The organism is Chitinophaga sp. Ak27, assembly GCF_012726295.1.
Lineage (GTDB): Bacteria > Bacteroidota > Bacteroidia > Chitinophagales > Chitinophagaceae > Chitinophaga.
Genome location: NZ_JABAOB010000001.1, coordinates 120,337 through 137,290, shown reverse-complemented (window position 1 = coordinate 137,290; position 16,954 = coordinate 120,337). Strand labels below are relative to the sequence as shown.

Here is a 16,954-nt window from a genome sequence, read left to right as displayed (position 1 = left end):
TGCCTAAACAATCACATGTATGAAGAAGTTAATTTTATTGATGATAGTTGCCGCGGGTTTGTTTGGCTGCCGTAAGCTGGATCAACCGATTACGCGGGAGTTTACCGAAACGTCTTATTGGCGCAACTCACAGGATGCGTTAGACGCCCTGGCAGCCTGCTATGAGCATTTATCCAAGGACGATTATTTCTTTGGAGATGAGGCGTTGAGCGACAACGCCTATAATAACGGGGGAGGGCTGCTGAATGTAAATGCCATTGCCAATGGTGGCTATGATGGCGCTAATGGCCGCGTAGCAGATACCTGGTCTTTTTATTATACTACTATTCGCCGCTGCAATACCGTTACTACCAATATAGACAGGGTGCCGGCGATGGACGGGGCGCTGAAGCGCCGTATTGTAGCCGAGGCCCGCTTTATCCGGGCCTATGCTTATTTTCAGCTGACGGTATCTTATGGCGATGTGCCTTTTTATACGGATCTGATTACGATTGATCAGTCGCGCGTAATTGCCCGTACCGATAAAAATACCGTACAACAGTTCGTATTATCTGAGTTGGCCGATATCCAGAAAGATCTGCCTAATAATACCGATCAGGCGGAAGGCGACCGTGGCCGGGTTACCCGTGGCGCCGCTATTGCCATGAGTGCCCGTGTACACCTGTTCCGCGGCGAATGGCAGGGAGTAGTGAATGATTGCGAGCAGTTGATCGGCAAAACTACCAACGGCACATATTCCCTGTTTTCCAGCTATAGCAACCTGTTTACCGTAGCAAATGAATACAACCCTGAAGTGATCCTGGACCTGGAGTACGGCGGTGGCCGCACATATGATAAGCAACGCCAGTTTTTACCACAAACCATTGCCGCGTTGAGAAGTGTGCTGGTACCTACACAGGACCTGGTGAACGATTATATCATGACCAACGGTAAAGCTATTACAGAGGCGGGTTCGGGCTATGATGAAAACAACCCGTATATCAACAGGGATCCGCGCTTTGAGGCGACTATCCTGCATCACGGCTCCAGGGTAACTGACTTCAACGGGGTGCAACAAACCATTTTGACGCAACCGGGATCCGTACCGGCTACCAACACCGTCGATGACCAGGGGGCTTCTCCCACTGGTTATTATTTCTACAAGTATTACGACCGGTCGGCCACCAATTATTCGTCCAGCTTAAACCTGATTTTGATCCGTTATGCCGATGTATTACTGATGTATGCCGAAGCGAAGAACGAGTTAGGGCAAATGAATGCTACCGTCTGGAGCCAGACCATTCAGCCGCTGAGAGTGCGGGCAGGCTTTGCAGACGCTGGTGCTACCCAGTTTAACGCTGCCCTGAACCAGGACCAGCAACGCGCTGTGATCCGCCGGGAAAGAAGAGCAGAGCTGGCATTTGAGGGCCTGAGGATACTGGATATACGTCGCTGGAAGACTGCCGATGTAGTGATGAATAAGCCGGTGAGAGGGATTAAAGTCAGTTCCGGGGCTTTCAATAAGGATGCCAATGGATATATTATTGTAGAAAACAGGTTGTTCACCAATCCTAAACATTACCTGTGGCCGGTGCCCACGGTAGAACGCGATCAGAATAAAAATCTTTCACAAAACCAAGACTGGTAATCCTTCCACCTAAAACTGTAATCACATGCAAAAATATTTAATCATTATACTGAGTGTTTTATTGTTCAGCTGTAAGAGAGATGACTATTCTCTTAATACTAACCTGCAGCCGGTGGCTAAGCTTACGGCGCCGTTGGATAACAAGTACATTAAGCTGCAACCTACTACCAGTGCCACCGTTAGTTTTGAATGGGACCAGGCCCGCGCGGAAGATGGTTCGCTGGTGATGTACGAAGTGGCTTTTGATAAAGCCGACGGAGATTTTTCATCGCCGGTAGCTAAATATTCTTCTGATGGGGGCGGTGTACAAAACAGGCTGACCTTATCGCACAAAGACCTGAACAGCATTGCAGGCAAGGCGGGTATTGCGTCGCTGGCCACCGGTAAGCTGAAATGGACGGTGCTGGCATACAAAGGTTATAATATCCAGAAAGCGACGGAGTCGAAAACGATAGAAGTAGAAAGACCTAATGGCTTTGCGGAAATTCCTACCGATGTATATCTCACCGGGGAAGCTACAGAAGCAGGCGCCGATTTATCAAAGGCATTGAAGCTGAAGTCTACTGCGCCGGGGGTATATGAAATTTATACTTCTCTCAAAAATGGTAAATATCATTTTACCAACCGGAATACCGGTACGCCGAGCACTTATTCTGTCATGGGTACGGCCGTAAAAGAAGGTGGAGAAAGTGAACAGGCTACCGGTACCAAAGTATACCGTTTGCGCCTGGACTTCAACAATGCCGCTGCTACTGTTACCGAGATCACTTCTATTGGTCTTTGGTTTGCGCCGCTGAACAAGTTCCTGTTTGAAATCAGTTATGCCGGCAACAGCACCTGGAGCATCAAGAGCCAGCTGATCACGTTTAAGCAGGAGTCATGGGGCCGTGATGAGCGCTATAAATTCCGTATAGCCGTTAAAGACAGCGATGGCAATGCCGGCGATGAGTGGATAGGTAGTTCCAATGCGGATAACAGCCGCCCTACCAGTGCTACGCCGCTAAGCTACTGGGAGTTGAAGCCTATCAGCAACAATGACCAGTGGAACTATTGCTACAAATTTGCCACCGAAGCAGATACCAAGAATTGTGATATTAATGTATACTTCACGGCGGATAAGAATTACACTCACGAAGTGATCGTTAAATAAAAGTAACTATGAAGCTGATACGATATTCAATGCTATTATTGTCTTTTGCCTATGCCGCGTGTTTGAAAGAGCCGGTAGATGATGGTCCGGGGCCGGGAGCGGGCAAGGCCCGGTATGTTTACAACTGGCTGCAGATAGCCGATTCCTCGCTGCAGGGGCTTACTAGCAATTTCTGGAACCAGGAGAAATATTTTAACCAGAACAGCAGCGGTGGTACTACATTTAATTACTGGCCTAATGCGCATGCATTAGACGTGCTAACGGATGCCTATATACGTAAAAATGATCCGGCCATTAAATCGCGTATGGACGATTTGCTGGCAGGTATGAAAGTGAAGAATGGGGGCACTTATATCAACTATTTCTATGATGATATGGAGTGGATGACGCTGGCTTGTTTACGGGGATTTGAAGCTACCGGTGATACCCGTTACAAAGATGTGGCAGTACTACTCTGGAATGATATCAAAGGTGGCTGGGATGATGTATGGGGCGGTGGTATTCACTGGAATAAGGACAAGTCGAAGAATTATAAGAATACGCCGGCCAATGCACCTGCCTGTATCATCGCCTGCCGGATGTACGCTGTTACCCAGAATCCTGACGACATTGCCTGGGCGAAGAAGATCTACGACTGGGAGAAAAGCACCCTGGTAGATCCTGCGAGTGGCCTGGTGTGGGATGGTATCAACCAGGATGGCAGCGGGCAGGTAACCAAGAACTGGAACTTTACCTATAACCAGGGTGTGTTTATTGGCGCCGGTGTGGAGCTGTATAAGTTGACCGGCCAGAATATCTACCTCAACGACGCCTTGAAAACGGCTAATAACACTTTAGGCGGCGGATTTACCAATGCCAACATCCTGAAGGATGAAGGGGGTGGAGATGGCGGTTTATTTAAAGGGGTATTGGTGCGTTACCTGATGTTGCTGATCACCGATGGAAGCGTCAGCAGTACTGATGCGGCTAAGTTTGCGGCCTTCCTGCAGCTGAACGCAGAAACGCTGTGGTTGAAGGGAACTACCCGTCCGCAGGTACTCTTTAATAAAGACTGGACTACCCAGGCGGCCAGCAGCGACCTGACTACGCAGTTGAGCGGGGCAATGCTGATAGAGGCGGCAGCTAAGCTGAAGGATATGGGGCTTATCAAGTAGCTGTATTCGGTACTATAGTAAACGAGGCCCGCAACCAATATTGGTTGCGGGCCTCGTTGTTTTTATATATATGCAAATCAGGAAAAGCGGGTAACGAGGGCGATGCCCTGGTAAGCGTTGAGTGTGTTTTCCTCCATGAATACCACTTTACCATTTTTCTGCAGCAGGGTATCTATGATCACGAGGGTCACGTCTTCTCCGTCGGGTGTACCGGACAGGCTGATGGTATCGTTATCAATATTGCCGGGTTGGAAGTATGTTTTTTCTATATACAGGGTATCGGCAGCGCCTGTGTTGGCGGCACGATAGATATCGTTGAGGTCTACCAGCAGTTTTTGCGTAGATTGGGCGTTGGCGATAGCTTCCAGGGCGGCGGCTTCCTGATCGGCCATATATTCCTGTATCAGCGGGAAGGTTGCTTGCAGGATTTCATAATGGCTGCTGTGATCGTAGCTGCCGGGTGCTGTACGTAATACAATATTTTTGATATCCATTTCTTCCTGGAAGTGGGCAACGCTTTTATTGTCTCCTAAAAGAATTACCGGCAGGGGATTTTCATAATAATACTTTTTGAAGCGTTTATCCGCCGTATTGAAAAATTCCCGCTGCAGGTCATCGACCAGGTCAGCCTGTTTCAGCCTCATGGGGTCGGTGGTGTGATAGTTGTTCTCATAAGGGAAGTCATTGTTGTTAACTTCTCTTATCAGCGTATCATTGTATGCTTCGAGGAGCCTGATTTTCTGGCGTCCGATGGTGAGGATGTAATAGTGTTCCAGTTGCTGCAGGGCTTTGAGCAGGGGGCGTATTTCGTAGCGGTCACTTATTACAACCCTGTCGGTGGCGGGGATAGGAAGTTTGATAACCTCGACGTCGGTGGCATTGGCGTAGATAACAAGGCTATCCAGGTTATAGTTATGATCAATATCAGCTTCTGCAGTTTTGATTTTATCCAGTACGGGCCATACCTCACGTTTATCGTATGTGTCATACAACCTGCTTTCGGCTTCCACGACCAGTTTTTTAAGATGTATTATATCCTGTTTGTTGTCGGGGAATGTTCTGTGTGTGGATAATATGATAGTGACGGCAGGAGCGCCGCGATACTGGCTTAATGAGAGGAGTGTTTGTTCCATGGCTTCCCTTTTTTATGTTTAACCAACTACTTTCTTTGCAGGCTAAAGGTATTACAGGATCGGAAGGTTCATCCTGACCAGGGTCATCGGACGGGCTGATTTTGGTCAGCCGGTGTTATTATTTTGCCATGATATTACATAATTCCTTAATTTTATGATATTTATTATTAATTTATCGTGCCGGTAGTAATCATATCGGTACGTATATAAAGAGAAGACACCTATCCAATCCCTATGAGGCTGATGTTATTGCTGCTTTTTGCTTTTGTGCCATTGTCTGTCGCTGGACAGACGGCGGCGCCGGCGCCAGCGGCAAAGAAGGGAAATAGGGCCACGGAATTCCAGATGAAGGAGGGGAGTTACCTGAGTTTTGCGCAGGTAAATCTGAGCCTGGGGGAAATAGGTTTCCGGGTGGAGGTAGCCTCGGAGCATAAAAAGAGCAATGCGCGGTTAGAGTTTCGTATCGACAAGCCCAAGGGGAAAATTATTGGCACCCTGGAGATTCCTTATACCGGTGATAGTACCTATGCGTTGAAATTGACCGGCAACTTGCGTCATGCAGAAGGCGTACATGATCTGTACCTGGTAGCCCGGGGAGCGATGCCTTTTAGTATTACCTCCTTTGGGTTTATTTATAATTATTAGTATATCCTTTCACGTTAGTTTGAAAAAAAGTTGATATTTTTTTGGAGAAAAGAAATGACTGCTTATATTTGCACTCCCTGACACAATATCAGTTGCCCAGATGGCGAAATTGGTAGACGCACTGTGTTCAGGTCGCAGCGCCTGCAAGGGTGTGCTGGTTCGAATCCAGTTCTGGGCACGAAAATGGACAAATAGAGGTTATCTTCAGTTTGTCCATTTTTATTTTTGTATAATCCCGCCATACAGTGGTTCGATAATTGACTCCATTAAAAGTGAGTTTCTCCATGAAAATCGAGCCATGCTTTCTTTTACAAAAGAATTATTCTCTTACTGTACTAACTTCCAATTAACGCTTATCATTCTTTTGATATCTAATTTTCAAGTTATTTATTTAACATGAAAGCTTGTCATTCCTCAATATAGCAAGGCTATTGAAGAATAAGTACAATAGCAAAAGGAAAAAACAAAAGACGGCAGGTGCTGCGTGAGACGTATATTCATATCATTGTCTGCAAATAATCTAAATTGCGCTGGGCTAGAAATAACACTATAAGCAAACTTTAAACACCTTTAAAATGGAATTTCAAAAACTAAACATAGATAACTATGTTAACTGGTACAGGGAGTTGTCGTACAAACTGGAATTTGCAATAGATAATGAATGGCGAATCGCCAGGTATATAAATACGGCGTGGAACTTATATGCACGTTACACGCGTAACAATGAAAACAAAAAATCAAAAGAATTATCAGAAATATTGACAACGGAATCAAAGGCCTTATATCAGGAGGTACAGGACGTGAAGAAATATATGAAAAGTGATGATTTACCTGAAATTTGGTATGTCCCGCTTGTATCAGAATGGATTTACTTTGATTCAGTGATAGACGGCTTTACCAACGCATCCATAACGTCTGTAATAGATAAGCTACAGTCAACTGCTTTACCGCCAATAACTGTGTTAAAGGAAGAATTAAAGAAAGTAAACGAAAAGAGATGGATTTTTACCAATAATGTGCTTATTGATCATCCCTTCTATAACTCCGAAATAGAGGAAGAGGGAAAAGGCTGGATGACGCAATTTGCGATGTTTGTCAGTGACTGCCATTTAGCAAAATGGTTAACAGGGCAAATACAAGAACAGGACAACCTTGTAATAGGAAGTATTACGCGATTGCCCTGGGAAGGAACAGAAAGAGATTTATCAGAACTAATAAAAGCCCTTTCCCTTACTACATTAAAAGGGGTTCAGGAAGAAGAGATAATCCGGCTGCTCGGGGGAATGTTTAGTATTAATGATGAGCCATTTAACGAGGAGAGGTACAGGATAAATCTTAATGAATTGCAGAGAACAAAGCCAGAGGATATGTTTGCGGTCCGGTTACATAATGCGATTAATAACTTCTTGATAAATAAAACCGAAATAAGAGAATAGCAGGTGTTTAATCGGGCTATAACCGGCGAACTACAAAGGAGTGCATATTTACATTAAAGAGAAAAGAAGCAGTCTCCAAAGTAAATTGGACGGCTTTTTTCTTTTTGAATAAAATGCTGCTATTTGTAAAGATCCAGTGTTATTAAAAAGTTTGAGAGAAAGGCTGGTGATACGTCTTTATTTTCGGGGGATAATTTCATTCTGGTACCGGCTGAAATTATTCCCCTGACCAATAGTAGCGCGATTAGCAGGCCCCGTATCAGGGCTTTGACGGAATAATCATTACGGGAATTGATGAATACCGGATAACATGCTCAGCTATACTGCCCAGGAGCAGATGGTAAAGTCCGGTTCTTCCGTGTGTACCTATTATAATCAAATCAGCTTCCCATTCTTCTGCGGTTTTTAAAATTACTTCGTATGGTTTGCCTTCTTCCACAAAGGACCAGATTTTGTAATCCTTGAAAATTTTTTCAGCCAGCAACTGGTGGCTTTTTTTAAAATCACTTTTATTGATGTCTGCCAGCTCTCTCGGTGTTATTCCACTATCTGTCATTAAATGAGTTGTGTCAACAACACTCAATAGTGCCATCTCCGCTTTTAATTTTTTTGCAAGTTGATATCCATTTGATGCCACTTTTTCTGCAGTAGGCCCATCGTCCACTGCGATTAGAATTTTACAGTAATTCATTTTTGTTTATTTAGTATTTAACTACTTTTTCAACTCTTTTAAAAAATGCCACTTTTATAACATCATTAATGCCTAGCGAGAAAAATAACGTATAAATAATTACAAATAAAGTTTGAGTGATTGGAATGGCTTTAAAGCCTAAGAAACCAAAAGTAGAAAGCATTATTGCGAATATCATATCCGCCAGAATAATGAATAGCAATATTTTACTTGGTTTGGAGCACCAAAAATGCCGTTGTTCTCTGACTATAAATATTGAAAACAGGGCAAAAAAAAGTAGGATCTCGAAACAAAAAGTATTGAGTGCGGCATCATCTGCATACAGACCAAAATATTGCTGACTAATGTAGAGAAGGCCGAACGCCTCCAGGGTCATCAATAATCCTATTATCAGTCCTGTTTTTGCCAGTTTGTTAATATGCCATTTTGCAGGTGTTACAGACCACCTTACATTGTCTGTTGATAAGGATATTTTGACAAAGTCCGTCATAAAAATCATCAGCAGCATGGCGGAAGCGGAAATAACATATTTGCCAAGAAACAGGAAGGAAAATACGACAAAACAGGTTTTCAGAATTGTTCTTGCAATTTTGTTGAGTATCCAGGTATTGATTCTTTCAAACATCATTCTTCCTATCTTAACAGGGCTGATAATATTAGCTAATCCTTCTTCGGTCAGTACGATACTGGCCGCTCCTTTCGCCACATCTGTCGCATTACTTACGGCTATGCCTACTTCCGCCTGCTTTAACGCCGGGGCGTCATTTACGCCGTCACCGGTCATTCCTACTATATGGCCGGCTTCCTGGAAGGATTTTACAATTCCATATTTATCTGCCGGGTAAACTTCCGCTGCACCGCTGAAATTCTGAAGTAGCCTGGTTTTCTTTGCCTTGTCGGTTGTTTTTAGTTCAGAAGCCTTTATGATCGTGCCAGCTATACCTACGGCCTTTGCAATTTCCACTGCAACAGGGAGGGCGTCGCCCGTAAGCATTTTAACAGATATACCTAAATTCTCAATCTCGTCAATTAACTTTTTTGCGTCTGATCTTGGGGGATCGTGTAAACCTACTACTCCAATGAGATGAGGCTTGTCATTTAAATCCCTCTCTGCTATGGCTATGGCCCTATATCCTTCCTCTGCGAGTCCATTTATTTTTATCTCCCAGTCTCGTAGCGATTTTTCGTCGAGGCCGCACGTCTGGGCAATACTTCCAAACGCGCCTTTCATTACTTCAATTTTTTCATCTCCCTTTTTTATAATAGCCTTGGTTCTACGGGTTTGCGGGTCAAAAGGAGTAAATGCTTCCTGGATAAAAGAGCTATTGATGAGGTTTTTCTGATTGGCGGCGTCAATAAAGGCAATGTCAATCGAGTCGTGATTGGCCTCTTGGGAAGCTAAAGCGCCATAAAGTAACACATCGTTTTCTGTATATGGACCTGCAGGGATTATTTTTGCCACCGATAACTTGTTCTCAGTTAACGTGCCGGTTTTGTCTACGCATAGAATATCCATAGCGGCTGCATCATCCGGGGCATTTAACCGGGTTATTAAAACGCCTTCCTTCACCAATTGCCTTGATCCCAGGGCCATACTAACTGTGAACATTGCTGAAAGCGCTACCGGAATAGCTCCAAGCAACAGCACCAGCATTAATGGCAGTATTTCAAGTAAGTTGCTCCCTTTTAGTATGGATGTTATCAATGCTATTAATAATAGCATTGTGACTATAAGCAAAAGCCATTTTACAACTTTTGAAATCAGTGTATCAATATGTGATTGGGGTCTGGCTATTTTGACCAGCTCAATAGTTTTGCCATAGCTGGTGTTAGACCCTGTAGCTGTAACAGCTGCTGTGGCTTCTCCCCCTGTTACTATGGAGCCTGAGAACACAGCTGCCTTAAGTGCTTTTCTGATTTCTACCGATTCACCGGTAAGTGCGGACTGGTCAACATGTATTTCTCCATGAACTATTTCAACGTCAGCAGGTATGAAATCGCCGGTTCTGATCCGTAATATATCGCCGGGGACTATTTGCCGGGCAGGAAACGTTTGCCAGGTGCCATCTCTGATTACCCTGACCATTACCTGTAAATTCTTTTTGAGTGCATCAACTGCATTAGCAGCATGCTGTTCCTGCAGAAAGCCGATAATTGCATTAAAAACAAGTAACCCTGCTACAATGTAAGCATCGGATGCTTTGTGCAATATCCATGAAAGAATGATTATTAGTTCAAGCATCCAGGCACTAAGTCCCCAAAACTTGGATAGAAATTCTACCAGTGGATATGTTTTTTTTTCAGGGACTTCATTATAGCCATATTGCCTCAAACGGCTTTCTGCTTCTCTTTGGGGTAAGCCCGAATAAAGGTCAATCATTATTCCGGTTTTTTCTAATATTTATATGAAATTACGATAATAACAAACCTGAAACGTTAAAATTTTATTATTATTAATTACTCCGGCAGCATTGTAAAATAATCCCAGTCCCTTCATTGCACTGGCAAATAAGATTCCTATCTTTATTTAATGACCCATGATGTTTTCTTCCAGAAGATAAAAACCTACGTTGAACTCACACCGCAAGCTGAAGCGGCGTGGGCTGATTTGCTTCGCGAAAATACCTACAGCAAGGGCGACAATTTCATTGCCGAAGGCCAAACGCCTAAAAAGGTGGCCTTTATTGTAAAAGGCTTAATGTATCAGTATTATGCCGCCGAAAACGGCGATACGGTGATTAAATATTTCTTCCCCGAGAACCGGATTGCCGGTTCTATGACAGCGGCGCTCACGCAGTCGCCGAGTAATTTTACCATAAAGGCCCTGGAGAACACCGCTGTGCTAGAATATAATTTCATGGAATTTAAAAAACTGGTGACGATTTATCCTGACATCGCCGCCTTTTATATCCGCTATATGGAGCAGCATTGGATAATAGAGAAGGAGCCCTACGAAGTATCGCTACGGTATGAGTCAGCTAAAACCAATTACGATAATTTTCTCCGCAGATACCCGGGTTTAGTAAAAAGGTTAAAGAAGCAGCACATTGCCGCCTATTTAGGCATCACCCCCACGCAGCTAAGCAGGATATTTTTCGCGAATAAGTAAAGATTTTTTGCTTTCTCAACAAATGTAAATTTTTTGGAAAAACAGTTGCCGCACCTTTGCTTCAGCAAGCAACTAAAAATTTAAATCATGGCAACAAAAGTTTTCATCAACTTGCCAGTTAAAGACCTGGAGCGGTCGAAGGTATTTTTCAACGGCCTTGGTTACAGCTTTCCCCCACAACTTACCGACGACAAGGCCGCTTGTATGGAGGTAAACGAACACATTTATGTAAATCATAACAAAAGCCACCGAACTTGGCGGCTCCATTTATGCCGAACCGAAAGACCACGGATGGATGTACCAGCACAGCTTTGCAGACCCCGATGGACATCAATGGGAAATTGTTTATATGGACCGGGCAAGCATACCCAATTCGTAACTAAGACAGAACCCTAATTATCTATTATTATAAAATTCATTCACTAAAAAACTAATATGATGGCAAAGCAAGTATTTATCAATTTACCCGTAAAAGACCTTCAGCAATCATTGGACTTTTATACGGCATTAGGATTTGCTAACAATCCTCAATTTTCAGATGACTCAGCAAAATGCATGGTGTGGAGTGAAAACATTTTTGTGATGATAATGACACATGAAAAGTTTAAGACCTTTGCGACTAAGCCATTAGCAGACACAAAGTCAAATTTAGCAGGACTTTTTTCACTATCGTTAGATAGCCTGGATGAAGTGAATAAGGTAGTAACGAATGGCCTTAAAGCCGGAGGAACTGAACCAAATGAATTGAGAGATTACGGCTTTATGCAACAGCGAACCATTGAAGATTTAGATGGACACACCTGGGAAGTTTTCTATATGGATATTACTAAATTCCCTGCGCAACAGTCAAACTAATAGTATCCGAGTGCGTGGTACTTTGGTGGAAAAGCCGTCATCTCCGGCTTTTCCACTTCTTTTATCTCTAGTGAATTGCCATCGGTTCCCGGATGATCAGAAATGCTTACAGCCAGGGTAATTATCTCAAAGACCTATAACTTAAACCCCTTCAAATCCTTCTTATACGGCTTCTTAAAGTCATTCAGCATATCGATAATATAGCTCACTTTTTTACATTCGAATAAATGTATGAGCCAGACGCCAATTCTTAGAAAGCCCCTGCTCTTAATCAGGCTGCCTCCCAGCTCCGCGATTTCATTATCCCGCCGGGCGATAAAATCATCGTATGCGCTGCCTTTTTTCAATGCCAGTTCCTCTGCAAAACACCAGGAGCCATCCCTGGCGTTACCAAGACTGAATTGTACCAGCATAGAATTTGATTTCGTACCTCTGAAACCAAGTATAGACATAAAAGGCGACAGCACGTTCAGCTGGTTGATGACTCCATATGTAAGGGAGGCCAGTATCAGGTTGATATTATTGTAATCTGTTCTCATACTATCCAGGTCGCCATTGGATACCTCGCAGGTAGCAATACCCAGGTCGAGATTAATATGTGCATTCATTCCCAGTAACAGGTGCTGTAATATTAAACAGGAGCGTTTCCTGGTAGCATTGAAGGCCACCTCCCAGGATCCTGTGACAGGTTTTCCCTGCTGCCACTGATCAAATGCATAAAAATACCGGTTCGCGAACTGAATATCCAGCCGGGTAATATTTTTTCCATCGCCAAACTGGCCAGCTGCAATGCCTTCTTTTACTTTCAATGTCACTTTGTAATACAGGGCGGCGAAATATCCACTACGATCTTCATTTTTGATGGCGTTGCCGATGATATCTTCCAGTTTTGCCAAAACCTCATCTAAAGTTTGTGGTACCATTGGGGTTGAAGACATTTACATTTGTTTTTGGTTGCGGTGGCAATATTACAAATAAAAGAGTTATATTCAATTTTATCGATAGCGCCGATTCTTTCTCAAATAATTGTGAGATCCGCTATGAAACATTTTCTCTTTCCGCACCGGAAGCCGAAGGTTTTTCTTTATATGCATTAAGAGGGTATTGGAAAACCGCTAATAAATTTGAAGTCGAGTTTAATTGGCTGTCGAAGATTAATAAATACCCGGTTGATTTTAAAATGGGAGATAGGGAAAATGAGGTTTCGATTAGAGAGGGGACGCATAAGATAAATGAGGTGCTTCCAGTGTCAATAAAGGATTAAGAAGAGAGCAAAGCGCGTTTTGATACGGGCTGTGTATTTAATTATCTTTATACACAAGAAATAATGGACTATATTTTCAATGTATACTGGGGAGGAAATCTTGTAGGGGAAATTACCAATTTATCGCAGGATATGTGGTATATGAGTGGTGATTGGTGCAGATTTGAAACAGCCGAAACAGCGAGATTTGAGCAATTATTACACAATTTTGATATGAAGAGATTTCAACAAGATCCAGTTGGAAATTCTGTCAAGGTAATTTTATCTGAAACAGCCCAACCCGATAAAAAAATATTTTGCCTGGTCTTTTATCTAAAGGAAAAGGAAATCGAGTTGAGGCAGATAGTCGCGGAGGAGGCGTTAAACCTGTTTTTTCCTGATCGCTAACAGTTGATGTACCATTGCTAAACATCTGGATAAGTAAATCCTTACCGTTGCATATTGCCCTGCATAGGAGCATACGCGGGGCCATAAAAAGGAGAGTACCCATAGTAACTTCCCCTGCTCACACCAACGCTACCAGAAATAGAAAACGTTCTGTCATTGCTGATATACATGACGCCTATTTTAGCATCAGGGTAAGCGGCGAAGTGGTTGGGTTGCATCAGGCTACTGTTTTTATTAACCATGGGCTGATACGGTATGCTGTTATAACGGAAGATAGAGGGCGTCACTGACACGCCTCCGAAGGCAAACAGGTTATTGGTCAATTGACGGTTAATCTGCCATGACAGCGGTACCGACAAGAAAGAACCACTCCCTCCTTTAAAGGCTACAAAACCAGTAGAAACGCCGGCATATTTTGTTACAAACCACTTCTTATAGGCATGGCTGGTATCATTGGCCTGTTGAGGCTGTTTAAAGGCAGATTCGGTTCGGTTCATAGCGCCGAAAGAGGGATCTGTTTGTGCCTTTGCGGCTACACCCCACATTAAAACTGCAGCAAAAAGGACGGTCCGTAACATGCCGATAAAGATAAGCATCCTTTTTTTATTAAAATGCTAATAGTATCATAATATGTGAACCCGTCGTCTCGGACTATAGGCTATCAAAAAAGCTATGAATTGTATGAATGATTTAGTATATTAGAAATGAGTTATTGGAATTTCCACGTTAACAGTTAATCCTCCGTCCATGAAAAAAAATGTAACCTATTTGCTTGCGTGGCTATGCCTTGCCCTCTTTTCCGCTTGTAAAAAAAGCACCCCTGATAAGTTAACGGCCAACGATGCTAAAACGACTTTCAAGGTCGATAACATAAATGGGACAAATTTTGCTATCGAAAATACCTTTACAAATCCACTGATACCACGTGGCGCTGATCCCTGGGTAGCCCAGAAGAATGGGGTTTATTATTTCACCTATACACAGGGAGGGAAATTGGTGCTTTATAAAACCAGCGTCATGACAGAACTGGCATTGGCAGCGTCATACGACGCCTGGATTCCTCCCCAGGGAATGCCATACTCAAAAAACCTGTGGGCGCCGGAGCTGCATGAAATCGATAATAAGTGGTACATCTATTTTGCAGCGGATGACGGTACAAATGCCAATCACCGTATGTACGTGGTGGAGAACACCTCTGCAGATCCAACGCAGGGCACGTGGGTATTGAAAGGGAAAGTGGCCGATTCTACTGATCAATGGGCAATAGATGGAACCGTTTTTAAGTATAACGGACAAATGTATATGTTATGGTCCGGCGGCAATGCGGGCGCTGCACCCCAACGCATCTATATCGCCCAAATGAGCAATCCATGGACAATTACAAGCCCGAAAGCGATCATTTCCAGCCCTACGTACTCCTGGGAGAAGAATGGAAATGCGATTAATGAGGGCCCCGAAGCGATCATCAATCCAAATGGACAACTGTTCGTAGTGTACTCGGGCAGCGGCTATTGGGTGGATACCTATTGCCTGGGATTACTGAGTCTTAACCTGAACGGCGATCCCATGAACCCGGCAGACTGGGTGAAAACATCGAACCCCGTCTTTTCTATGAACGCTGACAGCGGCGCCTTTGGCCCGGGACACAATGGTTTCTTTAAATCACCGGACGGTACGGAAGACTGGATCATCTACCATGCACGCAGCGCGGCCGGGGGAGGCGGAAGGAATGCACGCATACAGAAATTTACCTGGAATGCAGATGGTACGCCAAATTTCGGCGTGCCGGTAAAAATCGGTTCGCCTGTGCTGAAACCTTCTGGTGAACCGATACGGAAGATGTATACAAAAGAAAATTGGTCAATTGCCGGATTCAGCTCAGAAGAGCTTAACAATAGCAGACTGGCAATACGAATCATAGATGACGACCCTTCCACCCCGTGGATAGCACGCTATTCTGCCCCCGCTACTAATTACCCCGATCATTGGATCACAGTAGATATGGGAGATACGCTTCCGGTAGATGGCTTTGTTTTCATTCAGAAAGATGGCGACCGGAAGATAAAGGAGTTACAAATATTAGTGGGCAATGATAACCAGACATGGGAAAATCTGGGTACCACTACGTTGCTTAATCTTTATCCTAATAAACAATACTTCACACTTCCCGCAAGAAAGCAATTCAGGTATTTTAAGCTGGTACCGATATCGGGACTGGATACTCAACCTCAGCCTGGATTGGCAGAAGCGGGCACCTTTATGTTGGATAGGTAAGCTTCTCGATATTAATAAAAAAGGCGCTGCAGTCTTAGGCTTGCAGCGCCTTTTTTTGCCGATAGCCAATTTTACCAGTATAAAGCAGCGGATCTTAACCTAGATTAATTACAGTTCTTAATATAGGTTATTGGTGATAGTTACTGAAAGCTGGAGTTTTGTCTTGTTATTTTAACACTACTGGTAGAGAATGACGACAACTATTCATTCGTTAGGGAAGAAACCATACTAAATTATTAACCATCACTTAAACTCAAAAACATGAACAAGATCACTGTTAAAGACGGCACCGAAATTTATTACAAAGACTGGGGAACCGGTCAGCCCATTGTTTTCCATCATGGCTGGCCATTATCAAGCGACGATTGGGACGCTCAAATGATTTTTTTTCTGAACCAGGGATTCCGGGTGATCGCTTTCGATCGCAGGGGCCATGGAAGATCGAGTCAAACAGCTATTGGTCATGATATGGATACCTATGCATCAGATGTAGCTGAGTTGGTGAAAGCACTTGATTTAAAAAATGCCGTGCATATCGGGCACTCAACCGGTGGAGGAGAAGTGATCCGTTATGTGGCAAAACATGGCAAGGGCCGCGTGGCCAAAGCTGTGCTGGTAAGTGCCGTTACCCCCATCATGGTGCAGAACGAAAACAACCCCGATGGTGTTCCCATGTCTGTATTCGATGAAATACGCGTTAATACTGCCACCAGGCGCCAGCAGTATTTCCAGGATTTTACGCTTCCCTTTTATGGTTATAACAGAGAAGGCGCAAAAAAATCACAAGGTATCATGGACAACTGGTGGCGTCAGGGCATGATGGGAGCTATCAACGCACATTATGAGTGTATTAAAGCTTTTTCAGCGACTGATTTTACGGAAGACCTTAAAAGTGTCGATATTCCTGTATTGGTTATGCATGGCGAAGATGACCAGATTGTACCCATCGCTACTACCGGCGTGAAGGCAGCCAAATTGCTGAAGAATGGCCGTTTAATTACCTATCCCGGTTTCCCACATGGAATGCCCACTACAGAAGCAGCTACCATCAATGCGGACCTGTTGGCTTTCATTAAAGAATAGCAGCGAAGGTGATCATTTGCAATCAATGGCCAGGAGTTACTCCAGGCCATTGGTTTTTGGGAGAGTACCTCGAAATCTTAATATAGATTAACCCGGTTTCTTAACCTGGTTCATAGGCGAAAGGGGCCATTTAACGGAACTTTGTT

17 protein-coding genes, 1 tRNA gene and 1 pseudogene are annotated in these 16,954 nt (G+C 43.7%); 14 read left to right on the top strand and 5 right to left on the bottom strand.

All coding sequences use genetic code 11. The annotated features are described in order from the left end of the window. The first annotated feature begins 19 nt into the window (after window positions 1-19). Genes HGH90_RS00570 through HGH90_RS00560 form a run of 3 tightly spaced genes read left to right on the top strand, consistent with a single transcriptional unit; the run spans window position 20 to window position 3,931 of the window. A complete protein-coding gene (locus HGH90_RS00570) occupies window positions 20-1,627 on the top strand; it encodes a RagB/SusD family nutrient uptake outer membrane protein (RefSeq protein WP_168765566.1) in 1,608 nt (535 codons plus the stop codon). Between the two features lie 25 nt (window positions 1,628-1,652). Beyond that, window positions 1,653-2,777 (top strand): SusE domain-containing protein, encoded by a 1,125-nt coding sequence (locus HGH90_RS00565; RefSeq protein WP_169190099.1) that lies wholly within the window; start codon window positions 1,653-1,655, stop codon window positions 2,775-2,777. 8 nt (window positions 2,778-2,785) lie between these two features. After that, window positions 2,786-3,931, top strand: coding sequence for a glycoside hydrolase family 76 protein (locus HGH90_RS00560; RefSeq protein ID WP_168765564.1), 1,146 nt, complete (start codon window positions 2,786-2,788; stop codon window positions 3,929-3,931). Between the two features lie 77 nt (window positions 3,932-4,008). Here the strand turns inward: HGH90_RS00560 and HGH90_RS00555 are convergent, their stop codons facing one another. After that, the gene (locus tag HGH90_RS00555) at window positions 4,009-5,064 is read right to left on the bottom strand and encodes a hypothetical protein (protein WP_168765563.1); all 1,056 of its coding nucleotides are present in this window, start codon (window positions 5,062-5,064) and stop codon (window positions 4,009-4,011) included. Between the two features lie 234 nt (window positions 5,065-5,298). Between HGH90_RS00555 and HGH90_RS00550 the strand changes: the two genes are divergently transcribed. The 3 genes from HGH90_RS00550 (at window position 5,299) to HGH90_RS00540 (ending at window position 7,145) form a co-directional block, all read left to right on the top strand. Next, the gene (locus tag HGH90_RS00550) at window positions 5,299-5,709 is read left to right on the top strand and encodes a carbohydrate-binding protein (RefSeq protein WP_168765562.1); all 411 of its coding nucleotides are present in this window, start codon (window positions 5,299-5,301) and stop codon (window positions 5,707-5,709) included. Between the two features lie 94 nt (window positions 5,710-5,803). Continuing rightward, window positions 5,804-5,887, top strand: a tRNA-Leu gene (locus tag HGH90_RS00545). Window positions 5,888-6,284: 397 nt separating this feature from the next. Next, window positions 6,285-7,145 carry a hypothetical protein gene (locus HGH90_RS00540; protein WP_168765561.1) on the top strand — a complete coding sequence of 287 codons (861 nt, stop codon included), beginning with the start codon at window positions 6,285-6,287 and terminating at the stop codon, window positions 7,143-7,145. 259 nt (window positions 7,146-7,404) lie between these two features. Here HGH90_RS00540 and HGH90_RS00535 read toward each other — a convergent pair whose 3' ends face one another. Next, window positions 7,405-7,836 (bottom strand): universal stress protein, encoded by a 432-nt coding sequence (locus HGH90_RS00535; protein WP_168765560.1) that lies wholly within the window; start codon window positions 7,834-7,836, stop codon window positions 7,405-7,407. Between the two features lie 10 nt (window positions 7,837-7,846). Continuing rightward, on the bottom strand, window positions 7,847-10,216 hold the full coding sequence (locus HGH90_RS00530; protein WP_168765559.1) for a plasma-membrane proton-efflux P-type ATPase: 2,370 nt from the start codon (window positions 10,214-10,216) through the stop codon (window positions 7,847-7,849). A 150-nt stretch (window positions 10,217-10,366) separates the two neighbouring features. On the opposite strand from HGH90_RS00530, the gene HGH90_RS00525 reads away from it, so the two are divergent. The 4 genes and pseudogenes from HGH90_RS00525 to HGH90_RS00520 all read left to right on the top strand — a co-directional run bounded on the left by HGH90_RS00525 (window position 10,367) and on the right by HGH90_RS00520 (window position 11,800). Beyond that, window positions 10,367-10,945, top strand: coding sequence for a Crp/Fnr family transcriptional regulator (locus HGH90_RS00525; RefSeq protein ID WP_168765558.1), 579 nt, complete (start codon window positions 10,367-10,369; stop codon window positions 10,943-10,945). An 87-nt stretch (window positions 10,946-11,032) separates the two neighbouring features. Beyond that, window positions 11,033-11,149 (top strand): annotated as a pseudogene (locus HGH90_RS32205) (VOC family protein); the annotation flags it as partial. 28 nt (window positions 11,150-11,177) lie between these two features. Beyond that, window positions 11,178-11,324 carry a VOC family protein gene (locus HGH90_RS32200; protein ID WP_410493672.1) on the top strand — a complete coding sequence of 49 codons (147 nt, stop codon included), beginning with the start codon at window positions 11,178-11,180 and terminating at the stop codon, window positions 11,322-11,324. 56 nt (window positions 11,325-11,380) lie between these two features. After that, complete coding sequence (locus tag HGH90_RS00520) at window positions 11,381-11,800, top strand: VOC family protein (protein ID WP_247679954.1); 420 nt, start codon at window positions 11,381-11,383, stop codon at window positions 11,798-11,800. A gap of 134 nt (window positions 11,801-11,934) precedes the next feature. Here HGH90_RS00520 and HGH90_RS00515 read toward each other — a convergent pair whose 3' ends face one another. Continuing rightward, window positions 11,935-12,738 (bottom strand): DUF5995 family protein, encoded by an 804-nt coding sequence (locus HGH90_RS00515; protein WP_168765557.1) that lies wholly within the window; start codon window positions 12,736-12,738, stop codon window positions 11,935-11,937. On the opposite strand from HGH90_RS00515, the gene HGH90_RS00510 reads away from it, so the two are divergent. Together HGH90_RS00510 and HGH90_RS00505 are read left to right on the top strand one after the other, a co-directional pair. Beyond that, the gene (locus HGH90_RS00510) at window positions 12,729-13,064 is read left to right on the top strand and encodes a hypothetical protein (protein ID WP_169190098.1); all 336 of its coding nucleotides are present in this window, start codon (window positions 12,729-12,731) and stop codon (window positions 13,062-13,064) included. The genes HGH90_RS00515 and HGH90_RS00510 overlap by 10 nt on opposite strands. 63 nt (window positions 13,065-13,127) lie before the next feature. Beyond that, window positions 13,128-13,451 carry a hypothetical protein gene (locus HGH90_RS00505; RefSeq protein ID WP_169190097.1) on the top strand — a complete coding sequence of 108 codons (324 nt, stop codon included), beginning with the start codon at window positions 13,128-13,130 and terminating at the stop codon, window positions 13,449-13,451. A gap of 41 nt (window positions 13,452-13,492) precedes the next feature. Here the strand turns inward: HGH90_RS00505 and HGH90_RS00500 are convergent, their stop codons facing one another. Continuing rightward, complete coding sequence (locus tag HGH90_RS00500; RefSeq protein ID WP_169190096.1) at window positions 13,493-14,029, bottom strand: hypothetical protein; 537 nt, start codon at window positions 14,027-14,029, stop codon at window positions 13,493-13,495. A gap of 169 nt (window positions 14,030-14,198) precedes the next feature. Between HGH90_RS00500 and HGH90_RS00495 the strand changes: the two genes are divergently transcribed. Next, entirely contained in the window at window positions 14,199-15,725 is a 1,527-nt protein-coding gene (locus HGH90_RS00495; RefSeq protein ID WP_169190095.1) for a family 43 glycosylhydrolase, read from the top strand. Window positions 15,726-15,986: 261 nt separating this feature from the next. Beyond that, on the top strand, window positions 15,987-16,808 hold the full coding sequence (locus HGH90_RS00490) for an alpha/beta fold hydrolase (protein WP_168765552.1): 822 nt from the start codon (window positions 15,987-15,989) through the stop codon (window positions 16,806-16,808). Window positions 16,809-16,954: the final 146 nt, after the last annotated feature.

Coding starts and splice junctions, on each gene's coding strand:
- HGH90_RS00490 (WP_168765552.1), top strand. CDS start 15,987: ATGAACAAGATCACTGTTAAAGACGGCACCGAAATTTATTACAAAGAC.
- HGH90_RS00520 (WP_247679954.1), top strand. CDS start 11,381: ATGATGGCAAAGCAAGTATTTATCAATTTACCCGTAAAAGACCTTCAG.
- HGH90_RS00515 (WP_168765557.1), bottom strand. CDS start 12,738: ATGTCTTCAACCCCAATGGTACCACAAACTTTAGATGAGGTTTTGGCA.
- HGH90_RS00495 (WP_169190095.1), top strand. CDS start 14,199: ATGAAAAAAAATGTAACCTATTTGCTTGCGTGGCTATGCCTTGCCCTC.
- HGH90_RS00555 (WP_168765563.1), bottom strand. CDS start 5,064: ATGGAACAAACACTCCTCTCATTAAGCCAGTATCGCGGCGCTCCTGCC.
- HGH90_RS00505 (WP_169190097.1), top strand. CDS start 13,128: ATGGACTATATTTTCAATGTATACTGGGGAGGAAATCTTGTAGGGGAA.
- HGH90_RS00550 (WP_168765562.1), top strand. CDS start 5,299: ATGAGGCTGATGTTATTGCTGCTTTTTGCTTTTGTGCCATTGTCTGTC.
- HGH90_RS00535 (WP_168765560.1), bottom strand. CDS start 7,836: ATGAATTACTGTAAAATTCTAATCGCAGTGGACGATGGGCCTACTGCA.
- HGH90_RS00500 (WP_169190096.1), bottom strand. CDS start 14,029: ATGTTACGGACCGTCCTTTTTGCTGCAGTTTTAATGTGGGGTGTAGCC.
- HGH90_RS00540 (WP_168765561.1), top strand. CDS start 6,285: ATGGAATTTCAAAAACTAAACATAGATAACTATGTTAACTGGTACAGG.
- HGH90_RS00560 (WP_168765564.1), top strand. CDS start 2,786: ATGAAGCTGATACGATATTCAATGCTATTATTGTCTTTTGCCTATGCC.
- HGH90_RS00565 (WP_169190099.1), top strand. CDS start 1,653: ATGCAAAAATATTTAATCATTATACTGAGTGTTTTATTGTTCAGCTGT.
- HGH90_RS00570 (WP_168765566.1), top strand. CDS start 20: ATGAAGAAGTTAATTTTATTGATGATAGTTGCCGCGGGTTTGTTTGGC.
- HGH90_RS00525 (WP_168765558.1), top strand. CDS start 10,367: ATGACCCATGATGTTTTCTTCCAGAAGATAAAAACCTACGTTGAACTC.
- HGH90_RS00530 (WP_168765559.1), bottom strand. CDS start 10,216: ATGATTGACCTTTATTCGGGCTTACCCCAAAGAGAAGCAGAAAGCCGT.